General features: G+C 46.3%; 21 protein-coding genes and 1 riboswitch. Of the genes, 4 read left to right on the top strand and 17 right to left on the bottom strand.

Features of this window, described 5'->3' with window-relative positions:
* Nucleotides 1–32: 32 nt before the first annotated feature.
* The 17 genes from R1T43_RS20025 to R1T43_RS19945 all read right to left on the bottom strand — a co-directional run bounded on the left by R1T43_RS20025 (nt 33) and on the right by R1T43_RS19945 (nt 19,957).
* The gene (locus R1T43_RS20025) at nt 33–1,139 is read right to left on the bottom strand and encodes a YHYH protein (RefSeq protein ID WP_317351432.1); all 1,107 of its coding nucleotides are present in this window, start codon (nt 1,137–1,139) and stop codon (nt 33–35) included.
* Nucleotides 1,140–1,326: 187 nt separating this feature from the next.
* Nucleotides 1,327–2,451, bottom strand: coding sequence for a 2-iminoacetate synthase ThiH (thiH, locus tag R1T43_RS20020; RefSeq protein ID WP_317351429.1), 1,125 nt, complete (start codon nt 2,449–2,451; stop codon nt 1,327–1,329).
* Between the two features lie 7 nt (nt 2,452–2,458).
* Nucleotides 2,459–3,226 (bottom strand): thiazole synthase, encoded by a 768-nt coding sequence (locus tag R1T43_RS20015; RefSeq protein WP_317351427.1) that lies wholly within the window; start codon nt 3,224–3,226, stop codon nt 2,459–2,461.
* Nucleotides 3,227–3,436 carry a sulfur carrier protein ThiS gene (thiS, locus tag R1T43_RS20010; protein WP_317351423.1) on the bottom strand — a complete coding sequence of 70 codons (210 nt, stop codon included), beginning with the start codon at nt 3,434–3,436 and terminating at the stop codon, nt 3,227–3,229.
* On the bottom strand, nt 3,424–4,188 hold the full coding sequence (locus R1T43_RS20005) for a HesA/MoeB/ThiF family protein (RefSeq protein WP_317351420.1): 765 nt from the start codon (nt 4,186–4,188) through the stop codon (nt 3,424–3,426). The genes thiS and R1T43_RS20005 overlap by 13 nt, the downstream gene beginning before the upstream one ends.
* Nucleotides 4,181–5,776: a thiamine phosphate synthase gene (gene thiE / locus R1T43_RS20000; protein ID WP_317351418.1), complete on the bottom strand. Its 1,596-nt coding sequence runs from the start codon at nt 5,774–5,776 to the stop codon at nt 4,181–4,183. The genes R1T43_RS20005 and thiE overlap by 8 nt, the downstream gene beginning before the upstream one ends.
* Entirely contained in the window at nt 5,773–7,680 is a 1,908-nt protein-coding gene (gene thiC / locus R1T43_RS19995; protein WP_317351416.1) for a phosphomethylpyrimidine synthase ThiC, read from the bottom strand. Before thiC ends, thiE begins: the two co-directional genes overlap by 4 nt.
* Before the next feature lie 157 nt (nt 7,681–7,837).
* Nucleotides 7,838–7,951: riboswitch (TPP riboswitch) on the bottom strand.
* A 636-nt stretch (nt 7,952–8,587) separates the two neighbouring features.
* Nucleotides 8,588–10,906 (bottom strand): TonB-dependent receptor, encoded by a 2,319-nt coding sequence (locus R1T43_RS19990; protein ID WP_247670488.1) that lies wholly within the window; start codon nt 10,904–10,906, stop codon nt 8,588–8,590.
* A gap of 398 nt (nt 10,907–11,304) precedes the next feature.
* Nucleotides 11,305–12,306: a TIGR03842 family LLM class F420-dependent oxidoreductase gene (locus R1T43_RS19985; RefSeq protein WP_057794832.1), complete on the bottom strand. Its 1,002-nt coding sequence runs from the start codon at nt 12,304–12,306 to the stop codon at nt 11,305–11,307.
* A 115-nt stretch (nt 12,307–12,421) separates the two neighbouring features.
* Nucleotides 12,422–13,102 (bottom strand): NADPH-dependent F420 reductase, encoded by a 681-nt coding sequence (gene npdG, locus R1T43_RS19980; protein ID WP_317351412.1) that lies wholly within the window; start codon nt 13,100–13,102, stop codon nt 12,422–12,424.
* A complete protein-coding gene (gene cofE / locus R1T43_RS19975; RefSeq protein WP_317351411.1) occupies nt 13,099–13,881 on the bottom strand; it encodes a coenzyme F420-0:L-glutamate ligase in 783 nt (260 codons plus the stop codon). The genes npdG and cofE overlap by 4 nt, the downstream gene beginning before the upstream one ends.
* A gap of 10 nt (nt 13,882–13,891) precedes the next feature.
* Nucleotides 13,892–14,503, bottom strand: coding sequence for a 2-phospho-L-lactate guanylyltransferase (gene cofC / locus R1T43_RS19970; RefSeq protein WP_317351408.1), 612 nt, complete (start codon nt 14,501–14,503; stop codon nt 13,892–13,894).
* Entirely contained in the window at nt 14,496–15,452 is a 957-nt protein-coding gene (cofD, locus tag R1T43_RS19965) for a 2-phospho-L-lactate transferase (RefSeq protein ID WP_317351405.1), read from the bottom strand. Before cofD ends, cofC begins: the two co-directional genes overlap by 8 nt.
* A complete protein-coding gene (gene cofH / locus R1T43_RS19960) occupies nt 15,449–16,801 on the bottom strand; it encodes a 5-amino-6-(D-ribitylamino)uracil--L-tyrosine 4-hydroxyphenyl transferase CofH (RefSeq protein WP_317351403.1) in 1,353 nt (450 codons plus the stop codon). The genes cofD and cofH overlap by 4 nt, the downstream gene beginning before the upstream one ends.
* The gene (cofG, locus tag R1T43_RS19955) at nt 16,794–17,951 is read right to left on the bottom strand and encodes a 7,8-didemethyl-8-hydroxy-5-deazariboflavin synthase CofG (RefSeq protein WP_317351400.1); all 1,158 of its coding nucleotides are present in this window, start codon (nt 17,949–17,951) and stop codon (nt 16,794–16,796) included. The genes cofH and cofG overlap by 8 nt, the downstream gene beginning before the upstream one ends.
* A 329-nt stretch (nt 17,952–18,280) precedes the next feature.
* Entirely contained in the window at nt 18,281–18,910 is a 630-nt protein-coding gene (locus R1T43_RS19950) for a TetR family transcriptional regulator C-terminal domain-containing protein (protein ID WP_211069197.1), read from the bottom strand.
* A 117-nt stretch (nt 18,911–19,027) separates the two neighbouring features.
* On the bottom strand, nt 19,028–19,957 hold the full coding sequence (locus R1T43_RS19945; protein WP_317351396.1) for a LysR family transcriptional regulator: 930 nt from the start codon (nt 19,955–19,957) through the stop codon (nt 19,028–19,030).
* Nucleotides 19,958–20,059: 102 nt separating this feature from the next.
* Between R1T43_RS19945 and R1T43_RS19940 the strand changes: the two genes are divergently transcribed.
* The 4 genes from R1T43_RS19940 (at nt 20,060) to R1T43_RS19925 (ending at nt 26,074) form a co-directional block, all read left to right on the top strand.
* Nucleotides 20,060–21,388, top strand: a complete 1,329-nt coding sequence (locus R1T43_RS19940) for an aspartate aminotransferase family protein (RefSeq protein ID WP_317351394.1) — start codon at nt 20,060–20,062, stop codon at nt 21,386–21,388.
* Nucleotides 21,389–21,432: 44 nt separating this feature from the next.
* Entirely contained in the window at nt 21,433–22,932 is a 1,500-nt protein-coding gene (locus R1T43_RS19935; protein WP_317351392.1) for a CoA-acylating methylmalonate-semialdehyde dehydrogenase, read from the top strand.
* 395 nt (nt 22,933–23,327) lie between these two features.
* Complete coding sequence (locus R1T43_RS19930; RefSeq protein WP_317351389.1) at nt 23,328–24,602, top strand: Zn-dependent hydrolase; 1,275 nt, start codon at nt 23,328–23,330, stop codon at nt 24,600–24,602.
* Nucleotides 24,599–26,074 (top strand): NCS1 family nucleobase:cation symporter-1, encoded by a 1,476-nt coding sequence (locus R1T43_RS19925; RefSeq protein WP_317351387.1) that lies wholly within the window; start codon nt 24,599–24,601, stop codon nt 26,072–26,074. Before R1T43_RS19930 ends, R1T43_RS19925 begins: the two co-directional genes overlap by 4 nt.
* The last annotated feature ends 6 nt before the right edge of the window (nt 26,075–26,080 follow it).

Below are 26,080 nucleotides of genomic sequence, written 5' to 3'. Positions count from 1 at the left end.
TTTTTTCACATTAGAAAAACTAATCCATATTTTTAAGGCGGTTTGGGTGGCGGTGGACGATTTCCTGGTGGCCCTCGTCGCACATCACACCGCATACTGTCACCTTCAATAGCGCAGCCTTTAGGGGCACTAAAACAGCTCAAAATTTGATTGCTGCCGGTTGCGCCTGCATGGTAGTGGTAACCAATTCCTTCTTGTCCACCACCTCGGCTACCATCGATTGCATGCCCGCCACAGTCGTCAAGATCATCAGGTACTTGTCCATCAGGGTGCTTGCGTTCAAAAATAGTGAAACCGTCTAGCGCCACGCCTAACATTTTGCCATGGGTAGAAAGTGCAGTATCAATTGACGAGCACTCGGTTATTGCATGGTAGTGATAACCCACATGCGGATTCACGTGGCCGCCACAGTCATCAAAAGGGGCAAGAGTATAGGCGCCCAAAATGGCATCAACTGGCGCAGGCGCATCCATCTTTACACCGTTAAACGCGAGGCCAACACCACCATGAGGGTCGAATTGAGTAATACGAGAGGCTTTTTCAGGGTAGGCGGGGATGAGATACTGCTGGGGCTCTACATCTTCCGCGTATTCAGGTTGGCATTCAACGCAGTAGTTCTGATATTCAGGGGCAACATCGGGGCGCGCAGCAGCAAGGCAGGCATCTTTACTGTCGGTCACTTTAACTTCGCCAGTTTCAGGGTTAAATAGCTGCCAATTGTCATCACTGTAGAAGGTGGCTAGGTTTTCGATGAAGTTGCCATCTGCATCGTATACTTGGTTATCACTTAGCCAAATTCCCGTGTCTTCGGCGGTATCACTGATATTACGCGGGCACCACGGGCCTTTGTCATGGCCGATATCAATGCCGCTATTTACGGGCATTGTAACGATATAACAGCGAGTTTCAGTTCCATCGCTTAATGTGCAATCAACAAGGCTTTCGCTTATTGTAACGTCATCAGTAAAGTATTCGGTAATGGTTGGGAGTGAAGCGGTTGTGCTTTGTTTTTTGGCTTCATTTTGAGCGTGGACATGAGATTCTGAATTGGAATGATCGCCGCAGGCGGTGAGTGTACCAAGGGTTAACACCCCTGCGATCAACGCAAGTCTTCTATGATTGATATTCTTCATTGCCATGCTGTCCCCACTGTTAATACAAAGCTGCTTAGTAATAGTAGCTTACAAAGGACTTTTTGGATTAACAGTAAGAAACAATATTCGTTTAGTTATCACTTAACTAGCATGATGGGAAAGTGTTGTAGCCATAACTAGCGACTAGAAATAGGCGAAAACTTGTGGTTAGAAAAAGAGATATACAAAATGGCTAGCTGAAAGCCATCCAGTCTTTCCATACCGGCTCTAATCCTTTTGCTTCAATGGCGGCGGCCACCGAATTAACGGGGCGAGTATCATCTATATCAAACTGGTTAAGTGCTTCTGACGGCGCACTGTAACCGCCTGGTTGGGTTTGTGACCCTGCAGACATAGACGTAATACCCAGTGGCAGTACACCATCGCGAAAGCGCGCCGATTCGCGGGTAGACAATGACAATTCGGCTTGAGGGTTAAACAAGCGGTGAGCGCAAATTAACTGTAACAGTTGCGTTTCGTTTGGAAACTGCTGGGTGAGTAAATTAGCGGCGTCGTTAGTATTGCCTTCGCACTGTCGCAATCGCGGAAAAGAAATAGCTACCCGACTTCGCCAGTAATACTGCTGTATAAGCTGGCCGTGCAGGGCTGTCATAACACTATCGGTACGCCAATCTCCTAAGCCTAATAGGGCGCCAATGCCTATTTTATCGATACCTGCCGCGCCAATACGATCGCTGGCCTGTAAACGCCACAAGAAGTCCTGCTTTTTACCTCGGGTATGATATCGCGCGTACTCTTGAGGGTTATAGGTTTCTTGGTAAACCAGCACTGCGTCCACCCCTAACGACTTTAAGGTTTCATAGTCTTTTTGTGGCAACGGTTGCACTTCCATCATCACATTGCTCACGCTATCTCTGATTGAGGGTAATACTTCACTAAAATAAGGCATTCCCACCTTTTGTTCGTGCTCTCCTGTTACCAGCAATACTTGTGAAAATCCCAAGTCGGTAATGGCGGCTATTTCCTTTTCTATTTGGCTAAGGTTTAGCACCGTGCGCTTTATTTTGTTGCTCATGGTGAAGCCGCAGTAGGTACATTCGTTCGCACATAAGTTGGCAAGGTATAGCGGCACAAATAACCCCATGGTATTGCCAAACCGTGCGCGGGTTAGTGCTTGTGACTGCATGGCCATTTCCTCTACATAAGGGGCGGCAGCCGGCGATATTAACGCCATGAAATCATCTATATTTCGGCTAGTTTTAACCAACGCTTGCTCTACATGCTTGCTGGTTTTACTTTGAATAGAAAGGGCGATATTCGATAAGTCTTGCGACAAAAGTGTGCTTGCAATACGCATAACCAAATTACTCCTGCACCAAAAATTGAGTTAAGGGGCTAGAAGGCTCAGCATGTTGCTGTGTGTTGGGCATGCCCGCTTCGTAGGCTTTGCGGCCTATTTCAACGGCTTTAGAAAAAGCGCTCGCCATGGCAACAGGATTGCTTGCAGTAGCAATAGCCGTATTCACCAATACAGCATCTGCACCCATTTCCATGGCAGCCATGGCTTCGCTAGGTTTGCCGATACCCGCATCTACAATAACGGGCACATTCGCTTGCTCAATGATAATGCGCAAAAAAGGCGCCGTTTGTAACCCTTGGTTGGTGCCGATAGGCGCGCCTAATGGCATAACCGCTGCGCAGCCTACTTCTTCTAACCGCCTACATAGCACAGGGTCGGCATGGCAATAAGGCAGCACATTGAACCCTTTTTTCACTAATACTTCTGCGGCCTGTAAGGTTTCGATAGGGTCAGGTAAAAGGTGCTGCTGGTCAGGGTGAATCTCTAACTTTATCCATGGTGAACCTAGTACTTCATAAGCTAGCTCAGCAGCAAAAATAGCTTCTTGCGCATTTTTGGCACCAGAGGTGTTCGGTAAAAGCGTCACGTCTAATTCTTTTAACAAGGTTAAGGAATTATCATGTTCAATGTGCGCCGAAAGCCGTTTCATGGCTAAAGTAACCATGGTGCTTTTGGCACTTTTTACACTGCGTTTCATTATGCTTGGCGAGCTAAATTTACCTGTACCCATTAATAAACGAGATGAAAATGTTTGGTTAGCTAAGGTAAGCATTTACCCTCCTGCTACAAGCGTGAAAACGTCAAGCTTGTCGTTATGTTGTAAGTGGCTTTTACCCCAAAGAGGCTTGGCTAAAATACTGCCGTTTTTAGCCACAGCAGTGCCGTCTTGGCTTATGCCTTGGGCGGTTAGAAAAGCTAACACCGACGTATTTGCTGCACAGCTCACCTGTGTACCATTTAGTGAAATACTTATGCTAGACATTGGCATACCTCGCAGTGCTTGTAGGCCGGAAGTGAGAAAGATTGAAACTGAGCGGTGGCCACATTCATGATGGTATATTGGCCCCATGTAATGTTTGCCTTGGGGTTGGCCATGTACAGTAGGGCCTGAGTAGCCTGAAAACACGCGGCCATGCCTACCACTGGGCCTAAAATACCTTGGCTGATACAGTCTTCTTGTACTGTGGTTTGTGCTAATAGACACGCATAACAACCACTGTCTGATCCATTGCAACGCAGGTTTATCGCTTGCCAGCTGTATTGGCTAGCGGCGGCAATAAAAAGCGCTTTGCGCTGACTTACGCAAGCGGCATTAATGGCTTTTCGAGTGGTGACATTGTCGCTGCAATCAAGCACACAATGGGCTTTGGATATCAATGAAGCTAAGTTACTGCTATCTGCTTGAACGTCAGCCAATTCAATCTGGGTGTGGGGGTTTAAAAGGCGCAGCTGCTCGTAACTTGCTTGTGTTTTGTGTTGGCCAATATGCGCTTGGTTAAATAACACTTGCCGGTGAATATTGCTTTTATCAATGGTGTCATGGTCTACCAATAGCACCTTGCCAATTCCGGCCCCTACCAAGTAACGCGCTGCAAGGGCACCTAGACCACCTAGCCCGATAATAACAGCGAAAGCGTGCTGAAGGCGCCCTTGACCCGCATCGTCAATGTCATCTAGTAGCAACTGACGACTATAGCGGCTAATGTCATCGGCAGACAAATTCGGACTATTCATAACTAAGCCCGAGGGGAACAGATGTACTAGCCTCGCCGAAGCTTTCACCAATACCGTTGCCATCGTTTATCTGTCGCAACAGATCGTGAAATTCCGCCGCGGGATCCGTAGCTTGCGTAATAGCACGCACCACCGCAATACCCGATACGCCAGTACTGGCTACCGGATTAATTCGGGTCAAATTAATACCTCCAATCGCCACGGTAGGGATATCTTCGCAAAGACGAACATAACGTGAAAGGCGATCGAGCCCTTGGGGTTTCGACGGCATGTCTTTCGTGGTAGTGGGAAATATATGGCCAAGTGCAATATAAGAGGGGTTTAGCCATTTTATGCGGTGCAGCTCACAGTAACCGTGAGTTGATATGCCCAGCCTAAGACCTGCGCGGGAAATGGCGAGTAAATTAGCCGATTCGAGATCTTCTTGCCCTAGGTGCACGCCGTAAGCTCCATGCTCAATGGCTAACTCCCAGTCATCATTTATGAATAACTGACAGGGCGTGTGCTTTACAATTTCTACAGCTTTAGCAATTTGTTTTGATTTGTGAGCCTGAGAGCCAAATTTTATTCTTAATTGAATAATCACAGCACCGGCTTTTACCAGTACTTCCAATTGGGATACATCACTTACCACTGGGTAGATACCCAAAGCGCAGTCGTTTAATTTGGGGAAATGCATCGGCGTTAAATGCCGAACTGGATCGTTTTCACCAAAACGAACAGAAGGGTAATGCACAGGGGTGAGTGGAAAGCCAACCAATTCTGCGCAATGAATATGATCGGCAGAACAAACTGAATTGCTCGAATACACAGAGGCGTTACGCACTTTATGTAAATAGGCATTAGCGAGCGTTAGTGCATCCTGAACATCATAATCACTTGCTACAAAACCTGCTAATGCACTGGCAAACATACAACCAGTGCCTCTAAGGTTCCCCATGTTATCTCTAGGTTGTTGAAAAAACCGAATCGCCTGCGTGGACACGAAAGTATCAATTGCAGTACTTTGCCAGTGCGCATGACCGCCCTTCACGTAAACAGCCTTAGCGCCGCGGGTGATAAGCGCCTGTGCCGCGGCTAATAGTGACTTCTCACAATGCACAGGCCAGCCCGTTAACTGTGATAACTCTTGTACGTTAGGGGTAACAATATCCACAGCTGTAATAAGTGAATCAATGCTTTGTTGGCTAAGTTCACTTAATACGCCGCCAGAGGAAGTCACTAACACAGGATCCCAAACAACAAAACAATTTGTGTTTTTATATTGTTTTAATTTTGCCACATGCTCACACAAAAATATGGCCTGCGGGGTGTTTGCAATGGCGCCTATTTTTATTGCCTTAGGGGGAAGTTCGCTTTCTAGGGCTTGCCATTGTGCATTTAGTGTATCGATACTTAGTGCGGATGCACTTCGCATGACTAAATGAGATTGGTTGGCAACTTGTGTGGTTAATACACATGCATGCACACTGATATCGGCAAGTGTTATGGCGTCGCGGGTTATACCCGCGCCTCCACTCGTATCTATGCCACCAATAGCCCACACCACAGGCTCTTCGCTCGTGGCGTGTGTTGTAGTTCTGATCACGGCAGTTGCACCTTGCTGTCGGCTTTGTGATAAAGCGCTGCGCCAGAATTGTTAAAGGCAGTAGCCATGTCTTGCATGCCTTTTTCTTGCTGTGCAGCTTCTTGATTAGCTTTTGCTACATCTCGCACTTCTTGAGAAATTTTCATCGAGCAAAACTTGGGGCCACACATAGAGCAAAAATGTGCCACTTTACCCGAAGCCTTAGGCAGCGTTTCATCGTGGTAGGCTCGGGCGGTATGAGGGTCTAATGCTAAGTTGAATTGGTCTTCCCAACGAAATTCAAAGCGGGCTTTTGACATGGCGTTATCGCGAATTTGGGCGCCAGGATGGCCCTTTGCTAAATCGGCAGCGTGTGCCGCAATTTTGTAGGTAATTAGCCCCTGCTTAACGTCTTCTTTGTTTGGTAGGCCCAAATGTTCTTTAGGGGTCACGTAACAAAGCATGGCGCAGCCATACCAGCCAATCATGGCGGCACCAATGCCTGAGGTAAAGTGGTCGTAACCTGGCGCAATATCGGTAGTTAACGGGCCTAACGTGTAAAAAGGCGCTTCATGACAATGGGTTAGTTGCTCTTCCATGTTGGCTTTAATCATATGCATTGGCACATGTCCTGGGCCTTCAATCATCACCTGAACATCATATTCCCACGCTATTTTAGTGAGCTCACCAAGGGTACGAAGTTCAGAAAATTGTGCTTCATCGTTTGCATCGGCCACGCTGCCTGGGCGTAATCCGTCGCCCAACGAAAGCGACACATCGTAAGCGGCGCAAATTTCACAAATATCGCGGAAACGTTCATACAAAAAACTTTGCTTGTGATGACTTAAACACCACTTAGCCATAATAGAGCCGCCACGAGACACAATGCCCGTTACTCGGTTTGCGGTAAGGGGCACGTATTCAAGCAATACGCCTGCGTGAATGGTGAAATAATCTACCCCTTGTTCGGCTTGCTCGATAAGGGTGTCTTTAAATAACGCCCAAGTAAGATCTTCGGCCACACCATTTACTTTCTCAAGGGCTTGGTAGATGGGTACAGTACCTAAGGGGATAGGGCTGTTACGGAGCAGCCATTCGCGGGTTTCGTGAATATTGCGGCCAGTGGATAAATCCATAAGGGTATCGGCGCCCCAGCGTGTAGACCACACCAGCTTTTCCACCTCCTCTTCAATAGATGAAGTTACCGCTGAATTCCCAATGTTGGCGTTAATCTTAACTAAAAAATTGCGGCCTATAATCATAGGTTCTAGTTCAGGGTGGTTTATGTTCGCTGGAATAATCGCGCGCCCTGCGGCCACTTCTTGGCGAACAAACTCAGGGGTAATGTTCGAAGGCAGATTGGCGCCGAAGTGTTCACCTTTATGTTGCTGACTTAGCGGGTTGTCTTTAAGCGCATCGCGACCCATATTTTCGCGAATAGCAATGTATTCCATCTCGGGCGTGACAATGCCTTGGCGAGCGTAATGCAGCTGAGTCACGTTTTTACCTTCTAGGGCTTTACGTGGTTTCAATGTGCGGGTGAAGCGAAAGTCTTCGGTAATGATGTCTTGTTCACGTTGCTTCGCGAAGTGCGACGATACCCCTTCAAGCTGGTACGTGTTTTCACGCTCTTTAATCCAGCTTTCTCGTAACGGCGCTAACCCTTTTTGCACATTGATGGTTACATCAGGATCGCCATAGGGGCCTGAAGTGTCGTACACCCCAATGGGAGGGTTACTTTCAAGTATGGGGTTTTCTTCAGTACCGCCGATTAAGCTGTCGTGCTGATGAATCAGTCGCATAGCAACGTTAATATCGTCGCGGCTGCCTTTTTCGTAGTGGCGGGTAGAATTAGGGTAGGCCTCACCGGCCAATTGATTAATAAAGTCTTGCGCCTGTTGGCGCTGTTCGCGTCGAGTCGACATAGCATTTTCGCCTGTTAGTTTAGGTTATAAAATGCTTGTCAGGAGTGGAGGAGAGAATACAAAGGGCGCAAAAGCATGACCGGTGGTGCAGGCAAAATCCCTAGGGATAAATTCTTGCCATACTACATGGTTTCACTTTTACAATTTACGACTTACCACTTTGTACTTTCTTGTTCCCTTCGCAGGTATTAGCCTGATCAGGTTCAACGGATCCCGCTTTCGCGGTCTCAGCTCACTGGGTTAATTCAGTTGAGCACTCCGACAAGTAACTGTATTTAGTATAAAGCGAAAGAAATTGAAATTTCAAGCCTTGTGGTGGACGCGAGAGCGAACTCACCTTAGAAATACGGCGTACACCCATCCATGGGGCCTCTGCTGGCAGCATCCATGCTGCAGAAGATTTCTAAGGTGAGCTCGCTCTCGCTTGCTCAAGGGAAATTTCTGTGGAAGAGGAGAGGAAACACGGCGTAGACCCTTCCATGGGGCCTCTCTACAGCATCCATGCTGTAGAAGGTTTCTGAGAAACACACCCTCCCCCTCTAGCAAACCTTGAAGTTTTAGAGAGGGAGGGATGTGTAGGGCCTCTGCTGGCAGCATCCATGCTGTAGAAGACTTCTAAGGTGAACGCACTAACCCTCTTGTTCAAGGTGAAATTTAGCGGGGGAGAGGAGAGGAAGATACGGCGTGAACCCATCCATGGTGCCTCTGCTGGCAGCATCCATGCTGCAGAAGGTTTCTAAGGTGAGTTCGCTATTGTTTGCTAAAGGGAGGGAAGGTATAAGTGGTTAAGTGTGATTAAATTATATTCATGTAAATAAACGATAAAAAGGCCCCTAAAAGGGGCCTTTGCTTACAGGATGTTCGTTGAGCGGTTTTATATTTGTATCCGCAGCTAACCTTTCATCGATTAGAAATTACGTCTAACGGTAACGCCGTAAGTGCGTGGCTTAGCGTAAGAAATTTGCGAAGTACCGTAGAAGCCTGATACGTCAAAACCAATTAATTCGTGATCTGAATCGGTCAAGTTATCTACGTAAGCTGCTACGCTCCATAAATCTTCTTTGTCAGTCCAGGTAATGCGAGCATCGGCTTTGAAGTGGCTTTCGATGGTATGCGCCGTAAAGTTACGAGCATTGTGGAAAGATTCTGACTGGTATGAACCGCTTACCAATGCCGCAACGCTGCCGCTGTCTATATCCCACGTATAGCGTACTAAACCAGATGATTGCCATTCAGGTGTGTACGGTGGAGTCGTGTCTACAAATACGCCTGAAGCCACTTCTAAATCTTCTACCACTGCATCGGTGTAAGACACGCCAAACATGATGTCTAACGCATCAATGGGGTTTAATAGTAGTTCAACTTCAGCACCGGTAAATTGGGCGTCTTCGTTGAAAACCACACCGGCATTGTTTACCCATGAGAACGACTGATAATCAGAGTAGTCATAGTAGAAAATACTGCTGTTTAGTTGTGCTTTGCCGTCCATTAAAGTTAGCTTAGCACCTGCTTCATAGGCGAGAAGTACTTCGGCGTCGTAAGTGCTAAAACTACCGCCTAAAGGCGCGTTGAAGTTACCTGCTTTTACGCCTCGGTTGATACCCGCGTACAATAGGGTGTCTGAGTTTGGTTTATAGTCTAACTGAAGCTTTGCAGACCACATGGTTTCATCGTTATCCATGGCTACATCTACCAATGGATCAAGGCTGTAATCTACTTCAATATCTCGGTCTACCAAGTTAGCGTTTTGGCGCAATTGGCCGTCCATCGACTTATTTTCACGTACTAAACGTAAGCCCGATACTAGTACGAGTTCGTCGGTTAAATCGTAGTCGATTTGCCCAAATACTGAGTATGAATCGGTATCGATAGTGGCTAATGTATTTTGCTCTTCACCGGCTAAATAACCACCCGTTGGGCTAGCTGCTAGACCTTGTAAGTAGTCGGTTTCAATGCTTAAGTAATAAAAGCCAGCCACCCACTTACTGTTCATGGTGTTGCCACTTACACGCAATTCTTCACTGAACTGGGTGATGTCGCCATCTGATTGGAAAATCAGTTCTGGTGAAGCGGTTTGATCCGAATCTAGGCCGATAACACGGGTGAAGTTTTTCCAGTCGGTCACCGAGGTAAAGGTGAAGTCGTCAAAATCATATTCGTAAGTTGCTGCTAGGCCGCGAGACTTAATTTTGTTTTGATCGTCAAAAGCGAAATCTTTATTTACTTTCTCGCCGCTGCCATCAGGGTCGATGTTACCGTTGAAATCGCCGCCTTGAACTGGGCGCAGTGGGTCGCCGTTAAAGTTTCCGTCTACACAAGCCCCAGCTTGAATAGTGTCACAGCCTAGTGGATCATCAGCGGCATAAATAACATCGATAACATTACCTGCAGCGTCTTTAACTTCTGTGGTATTAACTACCTGATAAGGGCCCTCACTTTTTGTGGTATCGGCCCAGTTTGCACTAACTAATAAATTTGAATTCGCACTTAAATCGAAGTTTAACTGCGCGCGAAACGCTTTGGTGTCATCGTTGTAACCGTCTTCACCGCCGCCAATGCTTCCGGCGCGAGTATCTGGCGCAGCTTCATCTTCGTATACGTTTTCTAAAATGTTACCCATTCTGTTGGCCATAACAGAAATACGGCCAGATACTTTATCGCTTAGTGCACCAGATACCGCACCTTCAAAGCGTTTTTGCTCGAAACTGGCAAAGGTAAGTTCAGCGTAGCCTTCCACTTCTTCGGTAGGCTTAGCAGTAATCGTATTTACCATACCGCCAGTGGCGTTACGGCCAAAAAGGGTGCCTTGTGGGCCTTTTAATATTTCAACACGAGATATATCGAATAAACCAAATGTTTGCGCTTGTGTACTGGCTAAATACCCGCCATCTACGTAAACCGCTACAGGTGCTTCAGCAATGTCGGCGTAATCGTTTTGTACCACACCACGAATGTTAAAGATGGCACGTTGACCACCAATATCACCAGCTAGGGAAACACCTGGCGTAAATGCAATAAGGTCGGTGCTGCTTTCAAAGCCCAATGACTCCATCTGTTCGCCACTAAATGCAGTTACCGCAATACTTACGTCGTTTATGTATTGCTCACGCTTTTGCGAAGTAACCGTAATTTTTTCAAGTACCACCGAATCTGCTGCTGCGGTGTATGAAGATTGAAGTGCTAATCCTATTGCTAAAGCGCATAGCGTCTGTTTCGATTTCATCATGTGTTCCCTTCTTGTTGTTGTTACATCTACAAACTACATAGAAGTATTTTTTTTGTTTTTTATTTGATTAACTTTTGTTCTAACGAAACTAAAGGGGTTTTACCAAGGGGTAAATATTCATGTGTCGAAGTCATGTTTCATGTTTATGAAACTAAGTGGCACTTACTTTCCTAAGTTTACAATATATTAACAATAAGGCAGTATTGGTTACTTCGAACTGTTTGTGTTTAAGTGTATGATATTTATAGATAAAAAGAGGGTTTTGGGGCGATGAAGCTGTTTTGGGGTGAAGGATTAGTTGATATGGGTATAAGAAAATGCGATAGCGTAGGGCTAAGTTACGCGCAAATTAAATGACAATAATTTACGTGAAACTCGCCCTAGGCTAGTCATCGAATTTAGCGGAAAGCAGGGATAACTTCTTTGCCGTAACGAGTGATAATATTTTCTTCATCACCGTTATCTAAATAGATATTAAATTGCGTGGTCCCCGCGTTTTTAAGCGCTTGGATTTTAGTAATGTGATCTTCAGCTTCACCCAATACACAGAAGCTTTTTACGATGTCGTCAGTAATAAAGTCTAGGTAAGGGTTATCACTTTGACCATGCTTCGAGTAATCGTAGCCACGACGTTGTTCAATATAATCGGTTAAGCTTTTTGGTACTAAGCCTGAATCTGTACCGTATTTTTCAACAATGTCAGCTACGTGATTACCTACCATGGCAGGGAACCATTTGGTTTTTTCAATACAGGTTTCCATATCACCGAAGTAAGCAGGCGCAGCGGCTTGTACTTTAAAGTTGCTCATGTCGCGCTCAACTTTGTTCCCGGCATCTTGGCACTGTTGACCAAACCATTGCACCAAATCTGGGTCGCCAATTTGAAGAATGACACCATCGCCATGCTCGCCAGCTACTGCTAGGGCTTTCGGGCCATAAGCGCCTACCCATACAGGTAGTTCATAACCTGTTGCCCATGGGAATTTAACCGGCTTTTCGCATTCGCCGTACATGACTTCTTCACCGCGCACCATGGCTTTCACTTTATGAGTGAATTCGGTTAAGCGGGCTAGGTTCGCAGGCTTTTTACCCATTACGCGCATAGAAGAATCGCCCCGGCCTAAACCAATGTCGAAACGGCCATTACTTTGTAGTGCCAAACTGGCGTACAAACTTGCCGCTACCGACCAATCACGTACGTTAGGGTTGGTCACACACGGGCCAAAGCGCATTTTGGTGGTGTGCTCCATACACATTGCCATTGCCACGAATGACTCACGCCAAAGAATGTGCGAATCGTAAAACCAACAATAATCGAAACCGGCTTCTTCAGCCATTTTTACTAACTTACGGGCACGATCTGGGCTAACAAAGCCTTTAAAAGTGATACCAAATTCCATGAGTTCTTCCTCTGCTTTTTCTATTTTGTTTAATACGTGTCTTTGCTTAATTTATTTAGCCGCTAACAACGAGTAGCTAATCACTAGCGGCTTACATTATTTTTCACATCGCGGTTTAATGATCTGGCGGGCAAATACGAATGCCCGCATGACTAAATGGCACTGCTTTGGATATGTTTAAGCGAATTAAAATAGGGGTAATGGCTTCAATACAGCGTGCACTTTCCGCTAGGCCAGCGTTGTAACTTTGCACGCCTAAGCTATCTAGCAATCCAATCACTTTGTTTTTAGCTTCTAGTTGATTACCGCAGACCAAAATGTCGCAGTTAATGCTTTGCTCAAGATTGTTAAGGGTGACAGCTGAGACATTATGAAGTGCTCCTACTACGGCATAGTCGTCTCCCAATAATGCTTGTGCAGACTCTGTGGCCGAGCCTTCTGGCGGCATAGCAACTGCTTTAGGGTTGTTTTCAGCTAAAGGCACAACAATGTCGATAACAATTTTGTCGCGAAGCAATGGGCGGATTTGATCTAACGTAGCGTGATGCGCGGCCCAGGGTACTGAGATAATCACGAATTCATCAGCCGCCGATGTGGCTGCAATAGTATCTGTGCCGCTGATGGTGCCAGTGGTAGCAGTACTTGACGCTGCAATAGATTCTTGTAGTGCTAGGGCTTTTTCTGCTGCCCGTTCACCGTCTCGTGAACCAATAACAACGTCTATTCCCGCTAGAGCGAAGCGTTTTGCTAGCCCTGAGCCTTGCGGGCCAGTGCCGCCTAAAATAGCAATCTTCATGCGAATAAATCCTCTTGGGTTGGTCTTAACAGGTCTGAGGCTTTACTGTCTGGGTTACTTTCCCATTCAAGCCCTTTAAATAAAATAACGGGGCACTTACCTTGTTTACTCATCAACAAGCCTGAGGCTGCGGCAAGTTCATCGGAAAGGGCTGGTGCGGTAACTTTTAGGGGGCGACCCCACGCATCACATTCACCATAAAGTGGGTTTAGCGCAGGCACATTCGCTACGCCAATGGCCACGTTGGTTTGGCCTAAACGCCATGGGCGGCCAAAGGTGTCGCTTATCACTACCCCAATACTGTGCTTTGGTGCGCCGTAATATTTGCATAAGCCTTCAGCAATAATGCGAGCGCTGGCATCAGGGTCTTTAGGCAATAAAATCAGTTCGCCTGGGTTGTCGGTATTCGATTCATCCACCGCAGCATTGGCACTTATATGACCTAATCTGTGCTCGGTTATAATAATCCCTTCGTTGGCAGCAGGGTGTTTATGCACTTTTACCAAGCGGGTAGATTCGGACAGAATGACGGTAACTTTACGAGGGTCTTTATTTACCTTTTCAGCCACGTCGATGGCTTCTTCGGTAGGAGTAATATCGTCAATATGGCAAACCGCGCCTTCGGCTTTTGATATGATTTTTTGGGCTATAACCAGTACATCGCCTTCACGCAAAACCTGTTGCTGTGCGGTAAGCTTTTCAATTATCAATCCCACAAGATTGTCGCCTTCGCGAATATCCGGTAAGCCTTCTATGGTATTGATGGTAAGTGCTCGCATATTTTCTACCTTAAGCAATCAGAGAATCGACAACGTCATTCACGTGACGAAGATCGTCTGGATGGTCGATGTCTTGACTTAAGTATTTAGGCTGAACGGTCACGCACTTTAAGCCTTTTTCCATGGCTGCCTGATGGTGCTCATAAGATGATGATTTACCAAATGCAAAATCAATAGCGTTAGGGGGCGTGGTGCATAGTGCGTTGGTGCCGCCATCATACGCACTGCCAATGACTACCGAGGTGTCGCCTGAAGCAAGCGCCGCAATAGAATTCAGCTCTTTTTCCTCTAGCCGAGCAATATCTGCAGGCAAGATAAGTTGGTGGCTAAAGCCATTCGACATGCTCCATTCGGTGGCTTGCGCCAAGGCTGTGTTTAAGTTGCTGCCTTTGGCTTCAAATATCACTTTGCAGCCCAAGCTGGTGGCTAAATCGGCGATGTAAAGCGACGGCGTTACGACCAGTTTTTGCCATTGTGGAAATGAACCGTTTAACGACATAAGGGTTTTCTTAAACAGCTTAATGGCCAAGGCCTTGCGCACGCTGGCAGGCAAATGTGGTGACAAACGCTGCTTGCTGAATGCCGGATCTTTCATTGGAATAACAACGCATAGTTTATGCACAAGGCACCTCCGGTTGATAAGCGGTGGCCGCCGAAATAACCTCTTCCATTAGGGCTACTTTGTCTTGATCTGATTTCATCAAGGTTTTAGTACAGTGGGCGTATAAGCCGAAGCTTTCGACGACGTCTGTATCGCCTTCATCTTGATTATCAATGACCAATACATCGCAAAGGTCTTGGTAAAACTCAGCGATGCCCTTGTTACCAGGTGTATAACGCATTTGCTGTAGTAGTTTTTCAGCAGGGCCTTTTATGGCTTTGCCACCAATAAGTGGTGACACCGCAATTTTCGTGGCATCGCTTGCTGTAATTGCATCGCGAAATTGGGGTATAGCTAGCATGGGAGCGATACTGAGTAATGGGTTGCTAGGGGCAAAAACGATAATGTCAGCAGCGCTAATGGCCGCCAACACTTCAGGTGTAGCAGAAGCAAGATTTGCCCCTTCGTACGCAATATTGGTTACGTTAGCTTCGCAGCGTTGGTGTACAAAATACGTCTGAAAATCTACCCAGCCATTTTCAGTTTCAAGACGAGTTTGCAGGGTATCGTCGGTAGCTGGCAGCAAAGGGACGGTAATACCTAATCGGGTAGTAATTTGGCGCGTGATTGCCGTCATGCTAGTCCCTTCAGCCCGCTTAGCACTTCTAAAAATATGGGTAGCAATATCCATATCCCCTAAGTGCATCCAGGTGCTTGAGCCAAACTGTGCAAGCCGAGACAATATACGGCAGCTGTCGTTTTGTAGCCCCCAGCCAGTGACTGGATTCACTTCGTTCGCTAACGTGTAGGTAAGCGTATCTAGGTCGGGCGATACCCATAAATTATGAAACTCGTCGTCATCACCCACATTACCAATAATGGTTAGGTTTTCTTTGTAGGCAGATTGATAAAGTCCTTTAGCGGCTTTTGCACCGCCTACGCCGCCGGCTAACAACACAATGTTTTTCATGCGCTTACCTTCACGGGAATGTGAGATGCTGCGTTAAAAGGGCTAAAGGCTGTTGTGTCTTTTAGTGGGGCTGCGGGGCTAGCAGTTTCTGAGCCCACAAGTGCCGCTTGGTGAGCAGGCTTTTTGTCACGGCCGTACGGAGTAATTACGTCGTACAAAGTATTACGCTGATGTGCATTTAGCCCAGCGCGCTGGATAAAGTTCACCATATCCCGAGGGACAATTTCTTGGCCGTGGCTAGCCCCAGCTGCACGAGAAATACTCTCGTTCATTAGGGTGCCGCCCAAATCATTGGCGCCTGCACGAAGCACTTTCGACGCCATATCGGGGCCCATTTTTACCCATGAGGCTTGAATGTTATCGATATAGCCTTGTAATACTAATCGCGCAATGGCGTGCATTTTGAAGTGCTCATCGGCAGTGGGGCCGGTTCTTACTTCGCTAGGATTATTCTTATAAAGGGGGCTGTCGTTATGTATAAAGCCTAACGGAACAAATTCAGTAAAGCCGCCAGTACGTGCTTGCAGGTCACGCAATAAAATAAGGTGAGCGGCCCAGTGAGATGGCCCATCTATGTGCCCATACATTATGGTAGACGTGGTCGGTAAGCCAACATTGTGCGCAGTTTCGATAATTTTAAGCCAGTTTTCGGTGCTAAGTTTGTTTTTGGTTAGCTTGCGTCTTACTTCGGTATCTAGAATTTCAGCAGCGGTACCAGGCATCGATGCCAAGCCGCGCTGTTTTAAGTCGGTTAATAAATCTGTGTAGCTTTTGCGGCCTTTCATTGCGCCATACCAAATTTCAAAAGGCGAATAGGCATGAATATGAATATCGGGCACGGTAGATGACACTGTATCAAGTAAATCGCCGTAAAAACTGGCGGGTAAGTCAGGATGCAAACCGCCTTGTACACAAATTTCTGTGGCGCCGCGAGCGTGGGCTTCTTTGGCTCTTGCGGCTACTTGATGAGGCGCTAAAAACTCTGCATCGCCAGCGTTTTTGTTCACCCCAAAGTTACAAAACTGGCAGCCCATGTGACAGACGTTAGTAAAATTAATATTACGGGTTATTACAAACGACGCATCATTGCCGGTGCGCAATTCTCGGACAATATCAGCGGTATGCAACAAGGCATCAGTTTCCGGCCCTTGGCAATAAAACAAGGCTTCCGCTTCTTCGTGATTAAGCATTTTGCCTTCTAAAGCCCGCTGTAAAATATGGGCAATACCAGGGCGAAGTTGGCTTAGCTTAGTTTGAATAGGTGTATCGCTGTAGGGCAAGGTGAAATCGCCTGCAGGCGTTAAGTCGCAAGGTGAAACCGAGGTGATATTTTGCAGAATGTTACCCATGAGCAACTCCTTGAAAAGTGGTGTTATCAATACATTGCTCTACGGCTAGACCATCGTTGCGCCAAGCAGGCATGGCTTGATGCAGCGCTTTGGTGACGTAACGTTCGCCAGCTTGTAGGTACTTCGGATAAACGGTTAAACGCTCTTGCAATGCATAGCCTTGTTGCTCGCAAGCGCTAGCTAATTCTGTAATCTGTGGCCAGCTACGCTCAGGATTAATAAAGTCTTTCGTTAACGGTGAAATACCACCCCAATCGTTAATGCCAGCGGCTATGTAATGAGGATATTCTTGGGCTAAATTAGGCGGTGCTTGCAGTGAAATTGCTGGGTCTAAAATTAACCGAGCCATAGCCAACGTACGGCGCATGTCATCAAGAGTAGGCTCTGGCGCATTGGCCATCGCTGTACCTTCTTTTGCGCGAAAGTTCTGAATAATCACTTCTTGAATATGGCCATACTCTTGGTACAAGCTATTAATGGCAATGAGGCTATCAACACGTTCTTCCCAGGTTTCACCAATGCCGATAAGAATGCCGGTGGTGAAGGGAATATCTAGCTTTCCAGCGTCTTCCAGCGTCTTTATGCGAATACCCGGTACCTTGTCAGGACATGCATAATGGGGTTGGCCTTTTTTCATCAAACGGTCGCTTGTACATTCGAGCATCATACCCATGCTGCCGCTGACGTTTTTCAACTGTTTTAGTTCGTTAAAAGTTAACGTTCCTGCATTCACGTGAGGGATCATCAAGCTTTTATCCAGCACCATCTCGCACACTTCGGTAAGGTAATCAACCATGCTGGTATGGCCCAATGTTGCCAACCAATCTTTCGCGTAGCGATAACGCTTCTCGGGTTTTTCGCCCAAGCTGAACAAGGCTTCTTTACACCCTTGGGCTTGGCCTTTTAAAACGGAAGCCAATACTTGGCTTGGATTTAAGATATTGGCTTGGCCTGAGTCTGGGTGTTTTACAAATGTGCAATAACCACAGGTATCCCGACACATGTTAGTCAGCGGAATAAAGATTTTTCGCGAGTAAGTAAGAGTGTTAGGCCAGTGCGTATCGCGAACGCCTGCAGCTTGTTCGCAAAGTGCATCTAGCTGTGAACCTGTTGCATGTTCAAGGGCAATGGCGTGTTGGCGCGATAGCATAATGGGCGTCTCCTGCAAGTAAAGTTAATGCACTAAATATTCAATTTAGGCTGTTGCTTTTTTAATCTTTACCACGGTTTTTACCAAATGGTAAAGAAAATATTTGCAGGTTTTTTTGGTGCGAAGTGTGTATCAAAATAGAGCAAATTGGGTGTGGTAGTAGGGTAGTTAATAGGTATAAATGATAAGGTTTTTATACTTAAAGTTGTTTTATAACAGTGTTTTATTGTTTTTCTTTGATGGTGGTGGAATAGGGGGAGTAGAAAGTAAAAGGCGCGCTTTTAAGATGAAGCGCGCCAAAAAAAGCAGGGTAAATTAATTTTTATGCACTAGTGTTGTGCATCTAGGGCACTTAAAACGAAATTGCATAAAAATTCAGTGGCCTCGTTAAAATCATCTTGATCTAAAGACGGCTTTCCTAACAGCAATTGAATTTGCGTAGAGAAGTCGGCATAGGTTTGCGTGGCAGCCCAAATGGTAAAAAACAGATGCTTAGGATCGACAGGGCGAATGTGGCCAGCGGCTATCCAACGCTCAATAATTTTTACGTCTCGTTCAAACGCAGGCTTTAAATTTTCTATCAAATAAGTTTTCAGTACCGGTGCGCCATTAATGATTTCATGAGCGAACACTTTTGACCCATTGGGATAATCACGAGACAGCTCTATTTTCTGCTGAATGTACTGACGAATGGTACTGGCGGGTGATGCCTCAGGGTCGTCGTTGAACTGCATTTTCTCAAGCCATAAATCAATCATGTTTTCGAGTACGGCTTGGTACAACTTATCTTTGCCTGGGAAGTAATACAAAATGAGCTGTTTAGAGATACCGGCTTGTTGCGCCACCGCATCCATTGAAGAGCCAGCAAACCCTTTTTGTGCAAATACCTCTTCGGCGGCGCGTAGAATTCCGGCCTCTGTTTTTGCACGATTGGCCTGCGTCTTTGTAGGTTTTGTCATTTTTATGTCCTGTTACCGCTTCCATGTGGCGTTGTTAACATCTGCCACCTGTTATTTTTTTCGTTTTCTTTACCGCTTACTAAGCTCGAATGTCACTTAGTCATTGTAGTTGCGATGCTAAATAGCAATGGGCTCTTCCTTCCCATGTTCTTTGGCAAGCGCTTCTAAAAATAGCTCTACCAAACGTGTGGGCTTAGGTGACTTACGATAGATGGCCGCGAATTCACAATGATAGGCGAAATTTTTAGGTTCGATAGCCCGCATCTGGCCTTTCTTTACGAAAGATTCCGCATAATGATCAGGCAAGAAGCCTAAATAACACCCCGAAGAAATAAGTGTGGCAATACCTTCTTGATCGTTCGCTACCGCCATTTTATTGAGCCCCAGAGACATACTTTTATCCATATTGGGGCTGTGAAAGCTTAGCCCGGCATATTTGGCTTCACATATTTCTTCACGGGGAATATCTCCAAGCTCAATGTAGAAAGGGTGTTTTCTTCCGCAATACAGGTGCATTTGCTCACCAAACAAGGGTAAGTAATTCAAACTTGAAGAAGAGCGGTGGGTGGGAATAATACCAATATGATAACGCCCATCTAAAATTCCCTGCTCAATAGTATTTACTGGCACCACATGAATTTCTACGTTCACATTAGGGGCTTGTTGTTGATAGGTGTAAATGGCTTCATTCACCTTACAAGCATCGTTCGACACGGTTTTATCGAACATGGCGACCACCACATTGCCCTGCAAATGTCTGTGCATATCGTTGACTTCGTTTCTAAAGTCTTGCAACGACAGCAACAATCGCTGTGTAGACTCATAAATTCGCTTGCCCTCTTCGGTAAGCGAAAACCCCCCGCGGCCACGATGGCAAAGCACCATGCCTAACCGGGTTTCTAAATCTTTTAAATGCCGGCTAATGGTAGAACGCCCAATATTGAGTTCAAGCTCGGCAGCAGAAAGGCCGCCAGCCTGTGCTACCACTATGAATACTCTCAATAAGCGAATGTCTGTGTCTGATAGGTTTCCAAGGATTGCGCGCATAGTTTCATATTTATGAAAGTAAGATTTGAATATTTATAATTTATCGAACTTATGTGGCTGGGTAAAGTAGACCAAGTGAACAAATACCATAGGAAAACAATTATGACCCAGTGGGCTTCCAAGCTATCACAACCGCAAATGGACGCGTTGTGGATGCCTTACACTGCAAATCGCCAGTTTAAAGCATCGCCTAAAATGATTACCGGTGCACAGGGCAATTACCTCATTGATGACAATGGTCGTAAAATCTTTGATGGATTATCTGGGTTATGGACATGCGGCGCAGGGCACAACCGCCCTGAAATTGCTGAAGCAGTCGCTAAACAGTTAACAACGCTAGATTATGCCCCCGCCTTTCAGTACGGCCACAATCTGGCGTTTGAACTAGCCGACAGGCTAGCCAACATGGCGCCAGCCGATATCAATAAAGTGTTTTTCACTAACTCAGGTTCTGAAGCGGCTGATACTTCGACCAAAATTGCTCGTGCTTATTGGCGCCAGCAAGGACAGCCTACCAAGACCCGAATTATTGGTCGCGCGAAGGGCTATCACGGTGCTAGCTGGGGCGGCATTAGCTTCGGCGGTATTGGCGCAAACCGCAAGATGTGGGGGCCAGCCATGGAGTCTGATCACCTTTCACATACCTTGCTGCCGAATAATCAATTCTGCAAAGGCGCACCGAACTATGGTGAAGAGCTTGCTGATGAGCTTATCGAAATGGTGGCATTACATGATGCGTCGAACATTGCGGCGGTGATTGTTGAACCAATGAGTGGTTCTGCAGGGGTTATTGTTCCGCCAAAAGCCTATTTACGCCGCTTACGTGAATTGTGTAACCAGTACGATATTCTGCTTATTTTCGATGAAGTGATTACCGGCTTTGGCCGCACAGGTAGCTTATTCGGCGCCGATGCGTTTGATGTAGTGCCCGATATGATTAACGTGGCCAAGCAAATCACCAATGGCGCCGTTCCTATGGGCGCGGTTCTGGCTCGCGAGTTTATTTACGATACCGTAGTTAACGCTGGCGGTGCCGATTACAACATTGAATTACCACATGGTTATACCTATTCAGGCCACCCAGTTGCCTGCGCGGCCGCCATGGCTGCGCTCGATATTTTAGAACAAGAAAAACTCGTCAGCCGTGTTGCCGAACTTAGCCCTTACTTTGAAGAAGCGGTGCATAGCTTAAAAGGCATGCCATTCGTTAGCGATATTCGAAACTTCGGCTTTGCCGCAGGGTTTAGCATTGAAAGCTACCCAGGCGAACCAGCTAGACGCCCTTATGAAATCGCTGATGCCATGTGGAAGAAAGGATTTTACGTACGCTACGGCGGCGACACTATTCAGTTAGGCCTTCCGTTTACCACTGAAAAAGCGGAAATCGATACCTTAATTAACGCGATGCAAGACACTTTAATGGGCAAGTAGGCCTTTACCGTTTTGATCCACTTACGCAAAAAAGAGACACAGATATGACTTCATTGGTAGGACACTTTATTCACGGCGAACACGTAGCGCCGCAAGATGGAAATTTGATTGATATTCACAACCCTTCTACTGGCGCTGTGTGCGGACAAGTAGAAATGGCGTCGTCGGCATTGGTACAAAAAGCGATAGATTCAGCGAAAACGGCGTACCCAGCATGGCGCGCCACGCCACCTGCAAAGCGTGCACAGGTTATGTTTCGCTTAAAAGTATTGCTAGAGCAACACAGCGACAAGATTTGCGAATTAATTAGTGAAGAGCACGGCAAAGTGCTACACGATGCCAAAGGTGAATTACAACGTGGTATTGAAAACGTTGAGTTTGCTTGTGGTATGCCTCAATTACTTAAAGGCGAACACAGTAAAGACGTGGGCCCAGGTATAGACGCGTGGAGTGAATTTCAGCCGCTAGGTGTAGTGACAGGTATTACACCGTTTAACTTTCCGGCCATGGTGCCGTTATGGATGTGGCCCAGCGCTATCATGTGTGGCAACACCTTTGTGTTAAAACCGTCTGAAAAAGACCCTTCCAGCGCGTTATACATAGCTGCACTTGCGGCAGAAGCCGGTTTACCGCCGGGGGTGCTGAATGTAGTAAATGGTGATAAATCTGCTGTCGACCAACTATTAGAAGACCCGACCATTCAAGCGGTAAGCTTTGTAGGTTCAACGCCAGTAGCCGAGGCTATCTATCAAAAAGCCAGTGCAAATGGTAAGCGTTGCCAAGCATTAGGTGGCGCTAAAAACCACGCGATTGTCATGCCAGATGCTGATGTTGATAACGTAGTAAATGCGCTAATGGGCGCGGCGTTTGGCTCATGCGGCGAGCGCTGTATGGCGTTATCGGTAGTGCTTGCGGTAGGTGATGCAATGGGCGATACCCTGCGCGACAGGTTATCAGCGCAAATTGAAACCTTAAAAGTGGGTGCAGGTAACGATAACAGCAATGACATGGGGCCGTTAATTAGCGCTCAACATTTCGATACCGTGAGTGGATTCATTGACTCCGGCGTTAACCAAGAAGCTGATTTAGTCAGCGATGGTAGAAAGCTCAGTGTAGAAGGTTTTGAAGATGGCTATTTCTTAGGGGCCACTTTGTTCGACAAAGTAAAACCTCACATGGAAATTTATCAAAAAGAGATTTTTGGCCCTGTCCTTGTGATGCTACGTGTACCTGATATGCAAACGGCACTTGAGCTAATTAACGAGCACGAATACGGAAATGGCACCTGCATTTTCACCCGTGACGGTGAAGCCGCTCGTTTCTTTATCGACCAAGTTCAAGTAGGCATGGTGGGTGTGAATGTACCTTTGCCTGTGCCTGTGTCTTACCACAGTTTTGGTGGATGGAAGCGCTCATTGTTTGGAGACTTACATGCCTACGGGCCAGACTCTGTACGTTTCTACACGCGCAGAAAAGCCATTACACAACGCTGGCCTTCAACGAATTTGCGTGAAGGCAGTCAATTTTCTTTTCCTAGTAACTAGTATCTAAACCAACAAAGTTCGCTATATCAGCGAACTTTGTTGGTCATAAAAAACCGGTGCACGGCCTCTAGTACGACCGCTGGCATAAATGTTGAAAGCTCAAAATATAAAGATTTACCATTCGGTCAATTTTTATTGTTTTACCGGTATTAAGTAAGCGCCTAAAAATAAAATAGCGCATTAGACAAAAGAATAATCACGCCCTTTGCTTTAGGCGTCTCAGCAACAGTAGCGTTACATAATAAACAGTGAACAATCAGCATAAAAATAGAGAAAAAATTTATTTACCGTTTGGTAAATAAAGTTATCAAGATTGCACTCTTATAGTACGTTCGTTGAGCTAACTTGGGGCAAAGTGTTAATAGGAATAACCTTCCACCTGCGAGGACAAAACAATGGATAAGCTTAGAATTAACGGTCAAAGATTATGGGACAGCCTGATGGAAATGGGCGAGATTGGCGGCACTGAAAAGGGCGGGTGTAACCGCTTAGCCGGCACTGATCTAGACAAGCAAGCTCGAGACTTGTTTTGCGCATGGTGTGAAGCCACCGGATGTGAAATTAGCATAGATAAGTTTGGTAATATTTTTGCGAAACGCCCAGGTATCAATAACGAACTTCCTTCAGTGGCCACCGGTAGCCACTTAGATACCCAGCCTACAGGCGGAAAGTTCGATGGTGTGTTTGGTGTATTGTCAGGCGTTGAAGTGCTTCGCACTCTGCATGAAAACAATATTACTACTCCAACGCCAATTGAAGTGAGCGTGTGGACCAACGAAGAAGGCTCACGCTTTCAGCCTGCCATGCAAGGTTCGGGTGTCTATGTAGGCCGCTTTGATTTGCAAGAAGAGCTAGATAAAACAGACGTAAACGGTTTACGTTTGGGCGATGAACTGGCTCGCATAGGCTACTTAGGTGAAGAAGAATTGGGCAGCCGTAACATTGGCGCATTCTTTGAAGCTCATATCGAGCAAGGCCCAATATTAGAAGATGAAGAAAAGCGCATTGGTGTAGTACGTTTAGGGCAAGGTATTCGCTGGTACAACGTAGAAATACAAGGCCAAGAATCTCATTCTGGCACCACGCCAATGCACTTACGCAAAGATGCCATGGTAGCGACGGGCAAAATTGTAGCAGAAATCGAATCGCTAGCTAATCGCTACGACAATGGTCTTGGCACCGTAGGTTTCATGCAAGTTTATCCTAATTCACGAAATACTATTCCAGGAAACGTGAAGTTTAGCGCTGATTTACGTAACCCTAACCCCGAAGTGTTGGCCACCATGCATGAAGAGTTCGTGGCTTACTGCGACTCGGTAGCCAAAGAACGTAACTTGGAAATCACCGTGGATAACTTCTGGTATTTTGCGCCAGTTGAATTTAATGCCTCGGACGATGTAAAAGCCGCTACTGAAAACTTAGGGTATTCACACATGGATATCTACGCCGGCGCTGGTCACGATGCTTGTTACATGGCAGATCTAGTCCCAGCGGGCATGATTTTCACTCCATGTGAAAACGGCATCAGCCACAACGAAATTGAATACTCTAGCCCAGAGCAGTGTGAAGACGGCGCAAACGTATTGCTTCATACCATGCTAACCGCCAGCAAGCGTATTGCTGAAGCTGCCGGAGCCCCAGTTGCTGAAGATGAGGGAGCGAGCGTATGAGTGCAGAAATTAGTGAAATCGCACTCAGTAAATCGGTAACCGAGAGCGATTATTTTAACGAAGATTTAGCGCCGACTAAATTATCGGAGCGTACTTGGGGTACGGGTAATATTGCCGCACTTTGGGTAGGAATGGCGGTTTGTGTGCCTACCTATACCTTAGGCGGAGTATTAACCACGTACTTTGGTTTGTCGGTAATGGAAGCCTTGTTCACTATTTTGCTAGCGAACATAGTGGTACTTATTCCGCTTACGTTAAATGCATTTCCTGGGACTAAGTTCGGTATCCCTTTTCCGGTAGTACTGCGCTCGTCATTTGGCATCGTAGGCTCTAACATTCCCTGTTTGATTCGGGGTTTTGTCGCCTGCGGTTGGTTTGGCATTCAAACCATGTTTGGTGGCCTCGCCATACATTTGTTTCTATCTTCTATTTCAGATGGTTGGGCACAACTTGGCGGTATGGGAGAGGTTATTGGCTTCTTCGCCTTTGGTGCGTTAAACGTATTTATCGTTATTAAAGGGTCAGAGTCGATAAAGTGGCTAGAAACCCTAGCAGCCCCTTTGCTATTGATTGTAGGTGCTGGGCTTATCTGGTGGGCAAGCGACAAAGTATCGGTAACCGATGTGCTTGCTACCCCTGCCAGTCGTCCCGAAGGTGCAGGCTTCTTTAGCTACTTTTTCGCAGGGCTCACTGCCATGGTTGGGTTTTGGGCAACATTGTCGCTAAATATTCCTGATTTCAGCCGCTATGCAAAAAGCCAAAAAGCCCAAGTTACTGGGCAGATTATTGGCTTACCGCTCACTATGTTCATGTTTGCCGCCCTCGGTGTATTGCTGACTTCAGCCTCTACCACACTGGTAGGTGAAACCGTATCAGATCCTGTTACCTTAATAGGCCATATCGATAGTCCATTTTTTGTAGCTATCGCCATGTTACTCATTATTGTGGCTACGTTATCGACTAACACTGCTGCTAACGTAGTCTCACCTACCAACGACTTTCAGAATATTGCGCCTAGATACATTAATCACACCCGTGGGGTACTGCTGACAGGCATAGTTGGCGTGTTATTGATGAGTTGGGAGCTACTGAAAAAAGCTGGGCTTATTGAATCTGATGTAAGTGTAGATAGCTTGTACTCAAACTGGCTACTTGGCTATTCAAGCCTTTTAGGCCCTATTGCGGGCATTATGATTGTTGATTACTTCCTTATTAGAAAACAAGAGCTAGATGTAGCGGCGCTTTACACCAGCAGTGCTGCTTACCCGAAAGTGAATTGGGCCGGTTTTGTTGCCTTTTTAATTCCAGTAGGCATTACCTTGCTAGCCATAACCGCAGATGTACTAACGTGGTTCTATAGCTATGGCTGGTTTACCGGTTCTATTTCGGGCGCCATCATTTATTACTTTGCTGCAGGCAAGCTAGTTAACACTGTGAACACGAACGTTGGTGAACTAGCAAAAGCTTCATAATTTAAA

The organism is Alteromonas sp. CI.11.F.A3 (assembly GCF_032925565.1).
Lineage (GTDB): Bacteria > Pseudomonadota > Gammaproteobacteria > Enterobacterales > Alteromonadaceae > Alteromonas.
Note: the sequence above shows the minus strand (reverse complement) of the source record. Positions and strands in the feature narration are given on the sequence as shown.

Excerpts from the sequence above, each read along its gene's own strand:
- R1T43_RS20025 (WP_317351432.1), bottom strand. The coding sequence starts at position 1,139 with ATGGCAATGAAGAATATCAATCATAGAAGACTTGCGTTGATCGCAGGG.
- thiH (WP_317351429.1), bottom strand. The coding sequence starts at position 2,451 with ATGCGTATTGCAAGCACACTTTTGTCGCAAGACTTATCGAATATCGCC.
- R1T43_RS20015 (WP_317351427.1), bottom strand. The coding sequence starts at position 3,226 with ATGCTTACCTTAGCTAACCAAACATTTTCATCTCGTTTATTAATGGGT.
- thiS (WP_317351423.1), bottom strand. The coding sequence starts at position 3,436 with ATGTCTAGCATAAGTATTTCACTAAATGGTACACAGGTGAGCTGTGCA.
- R1T43_RS20005 (WP_317351420.1), bottom strand. The coding sequence starts at position 4,188 with ATGAATAGTCCGAATTTGTCTGCCGATGACATTAGCCGCTATAGTCGT.
- thiC (WP_317351416.1), bottom strand. The coding sequence starts at position 7,680 with ATGTCGACTCGACGCGAACAGCGCCAACAGGCGCAAGACTTTATTAAT.
- R1T43_RS19990 (WP_247670488.1), bottom strand. The coding sequence starts at position 10,906 with ATGATGAAATCGAAACAGACGCTATGCGCTTTAGCAATAGGATTAGCA.
- R1T43_RS19985 (WP_057794832.1), bottom strand. The coding sequence starts at position 12,306 with ATGGAATTTGGTATCACTTTTAAAGGCTTTGTTAGCCCAGATCGTGCC.
- npdG (WP_317351412.1), bottom strand. The coding sequence starts at position 13,102 with ATGAAGATTGCTATTTTAGGCGGCACTGGCCCGCAAGGCTCAGGGCTA.
- cofE (WP_317351411.1), bottom strand. The coding sequence starts at position 13,881 with ATGCGAGCACTTACCATCAATACCATAGAAGGCTTACCGGATATTCGC.
- cofD (WP_317351405.1), bottom strand. The coding sequence starts at position 15,452 with ATGAAAAACATTGTGTTGTTAGCCGGCGGCGTAGGCGGTGCAAAAGCC.
- cofH (WP_317351403.1), bottom strand. The coding sequence starts at position 16,801 with ATGGGTAACATTCTGCAAAATATCACCTCGGTTTCACCTTGCGACTTA.
- cofG (WP_317351400.1), bottom strand. The coding sequence starts at position 17,951 with ATGCTATCGCGCCAACACGCCATTGCCCTTGAACATGCAACAGGTTCA.
- R1T43_RS19950 (WP_211069197.1), bottom strand. The coding sequence starts at position 18,910 with ATGACAAAACCTACAAAGACGCAGGCCAATCGTGCAAAAACAGAGGCC.
- R1T43_RS19945 (WP_317351396.1), bottom strand. The coding sequence starts at position 19,957 with ATGCGCGCAATCCTTGGAAACCTATCAGACACAGACATTCGCTTATTG.
- R1T43_RS19940 (WP_317351394.1), top strand. The coding sequence starts at position 20,060 with ATGACCCAGTGGGCTTCCAAGCTATCACAACCGCAAATGGACGCGTTG.
- R1T43_RS19935 (WP_317351392.1), top strand. The coding sequence starts at position 21,433 with ATGACTTCATTGGTAGGACACTTTATTCACGGCGAACACGTAGCGCCG.
- R1T43_RS19930 (WP_317351389.1), top strand. The coding sequence starts at position 23,328 with ATGGATAAGCTTAGAATTAACGGTCAAAGATTATGGGACAGCCTGATG.
- R1T43_RS19925 (WP_317351387.1), top strand. The coding sequence starts at position 24,599 with ATGAGTGCAGAAATTAGTGAAATCGCACTCAGTAAATCGGTAACCGAG.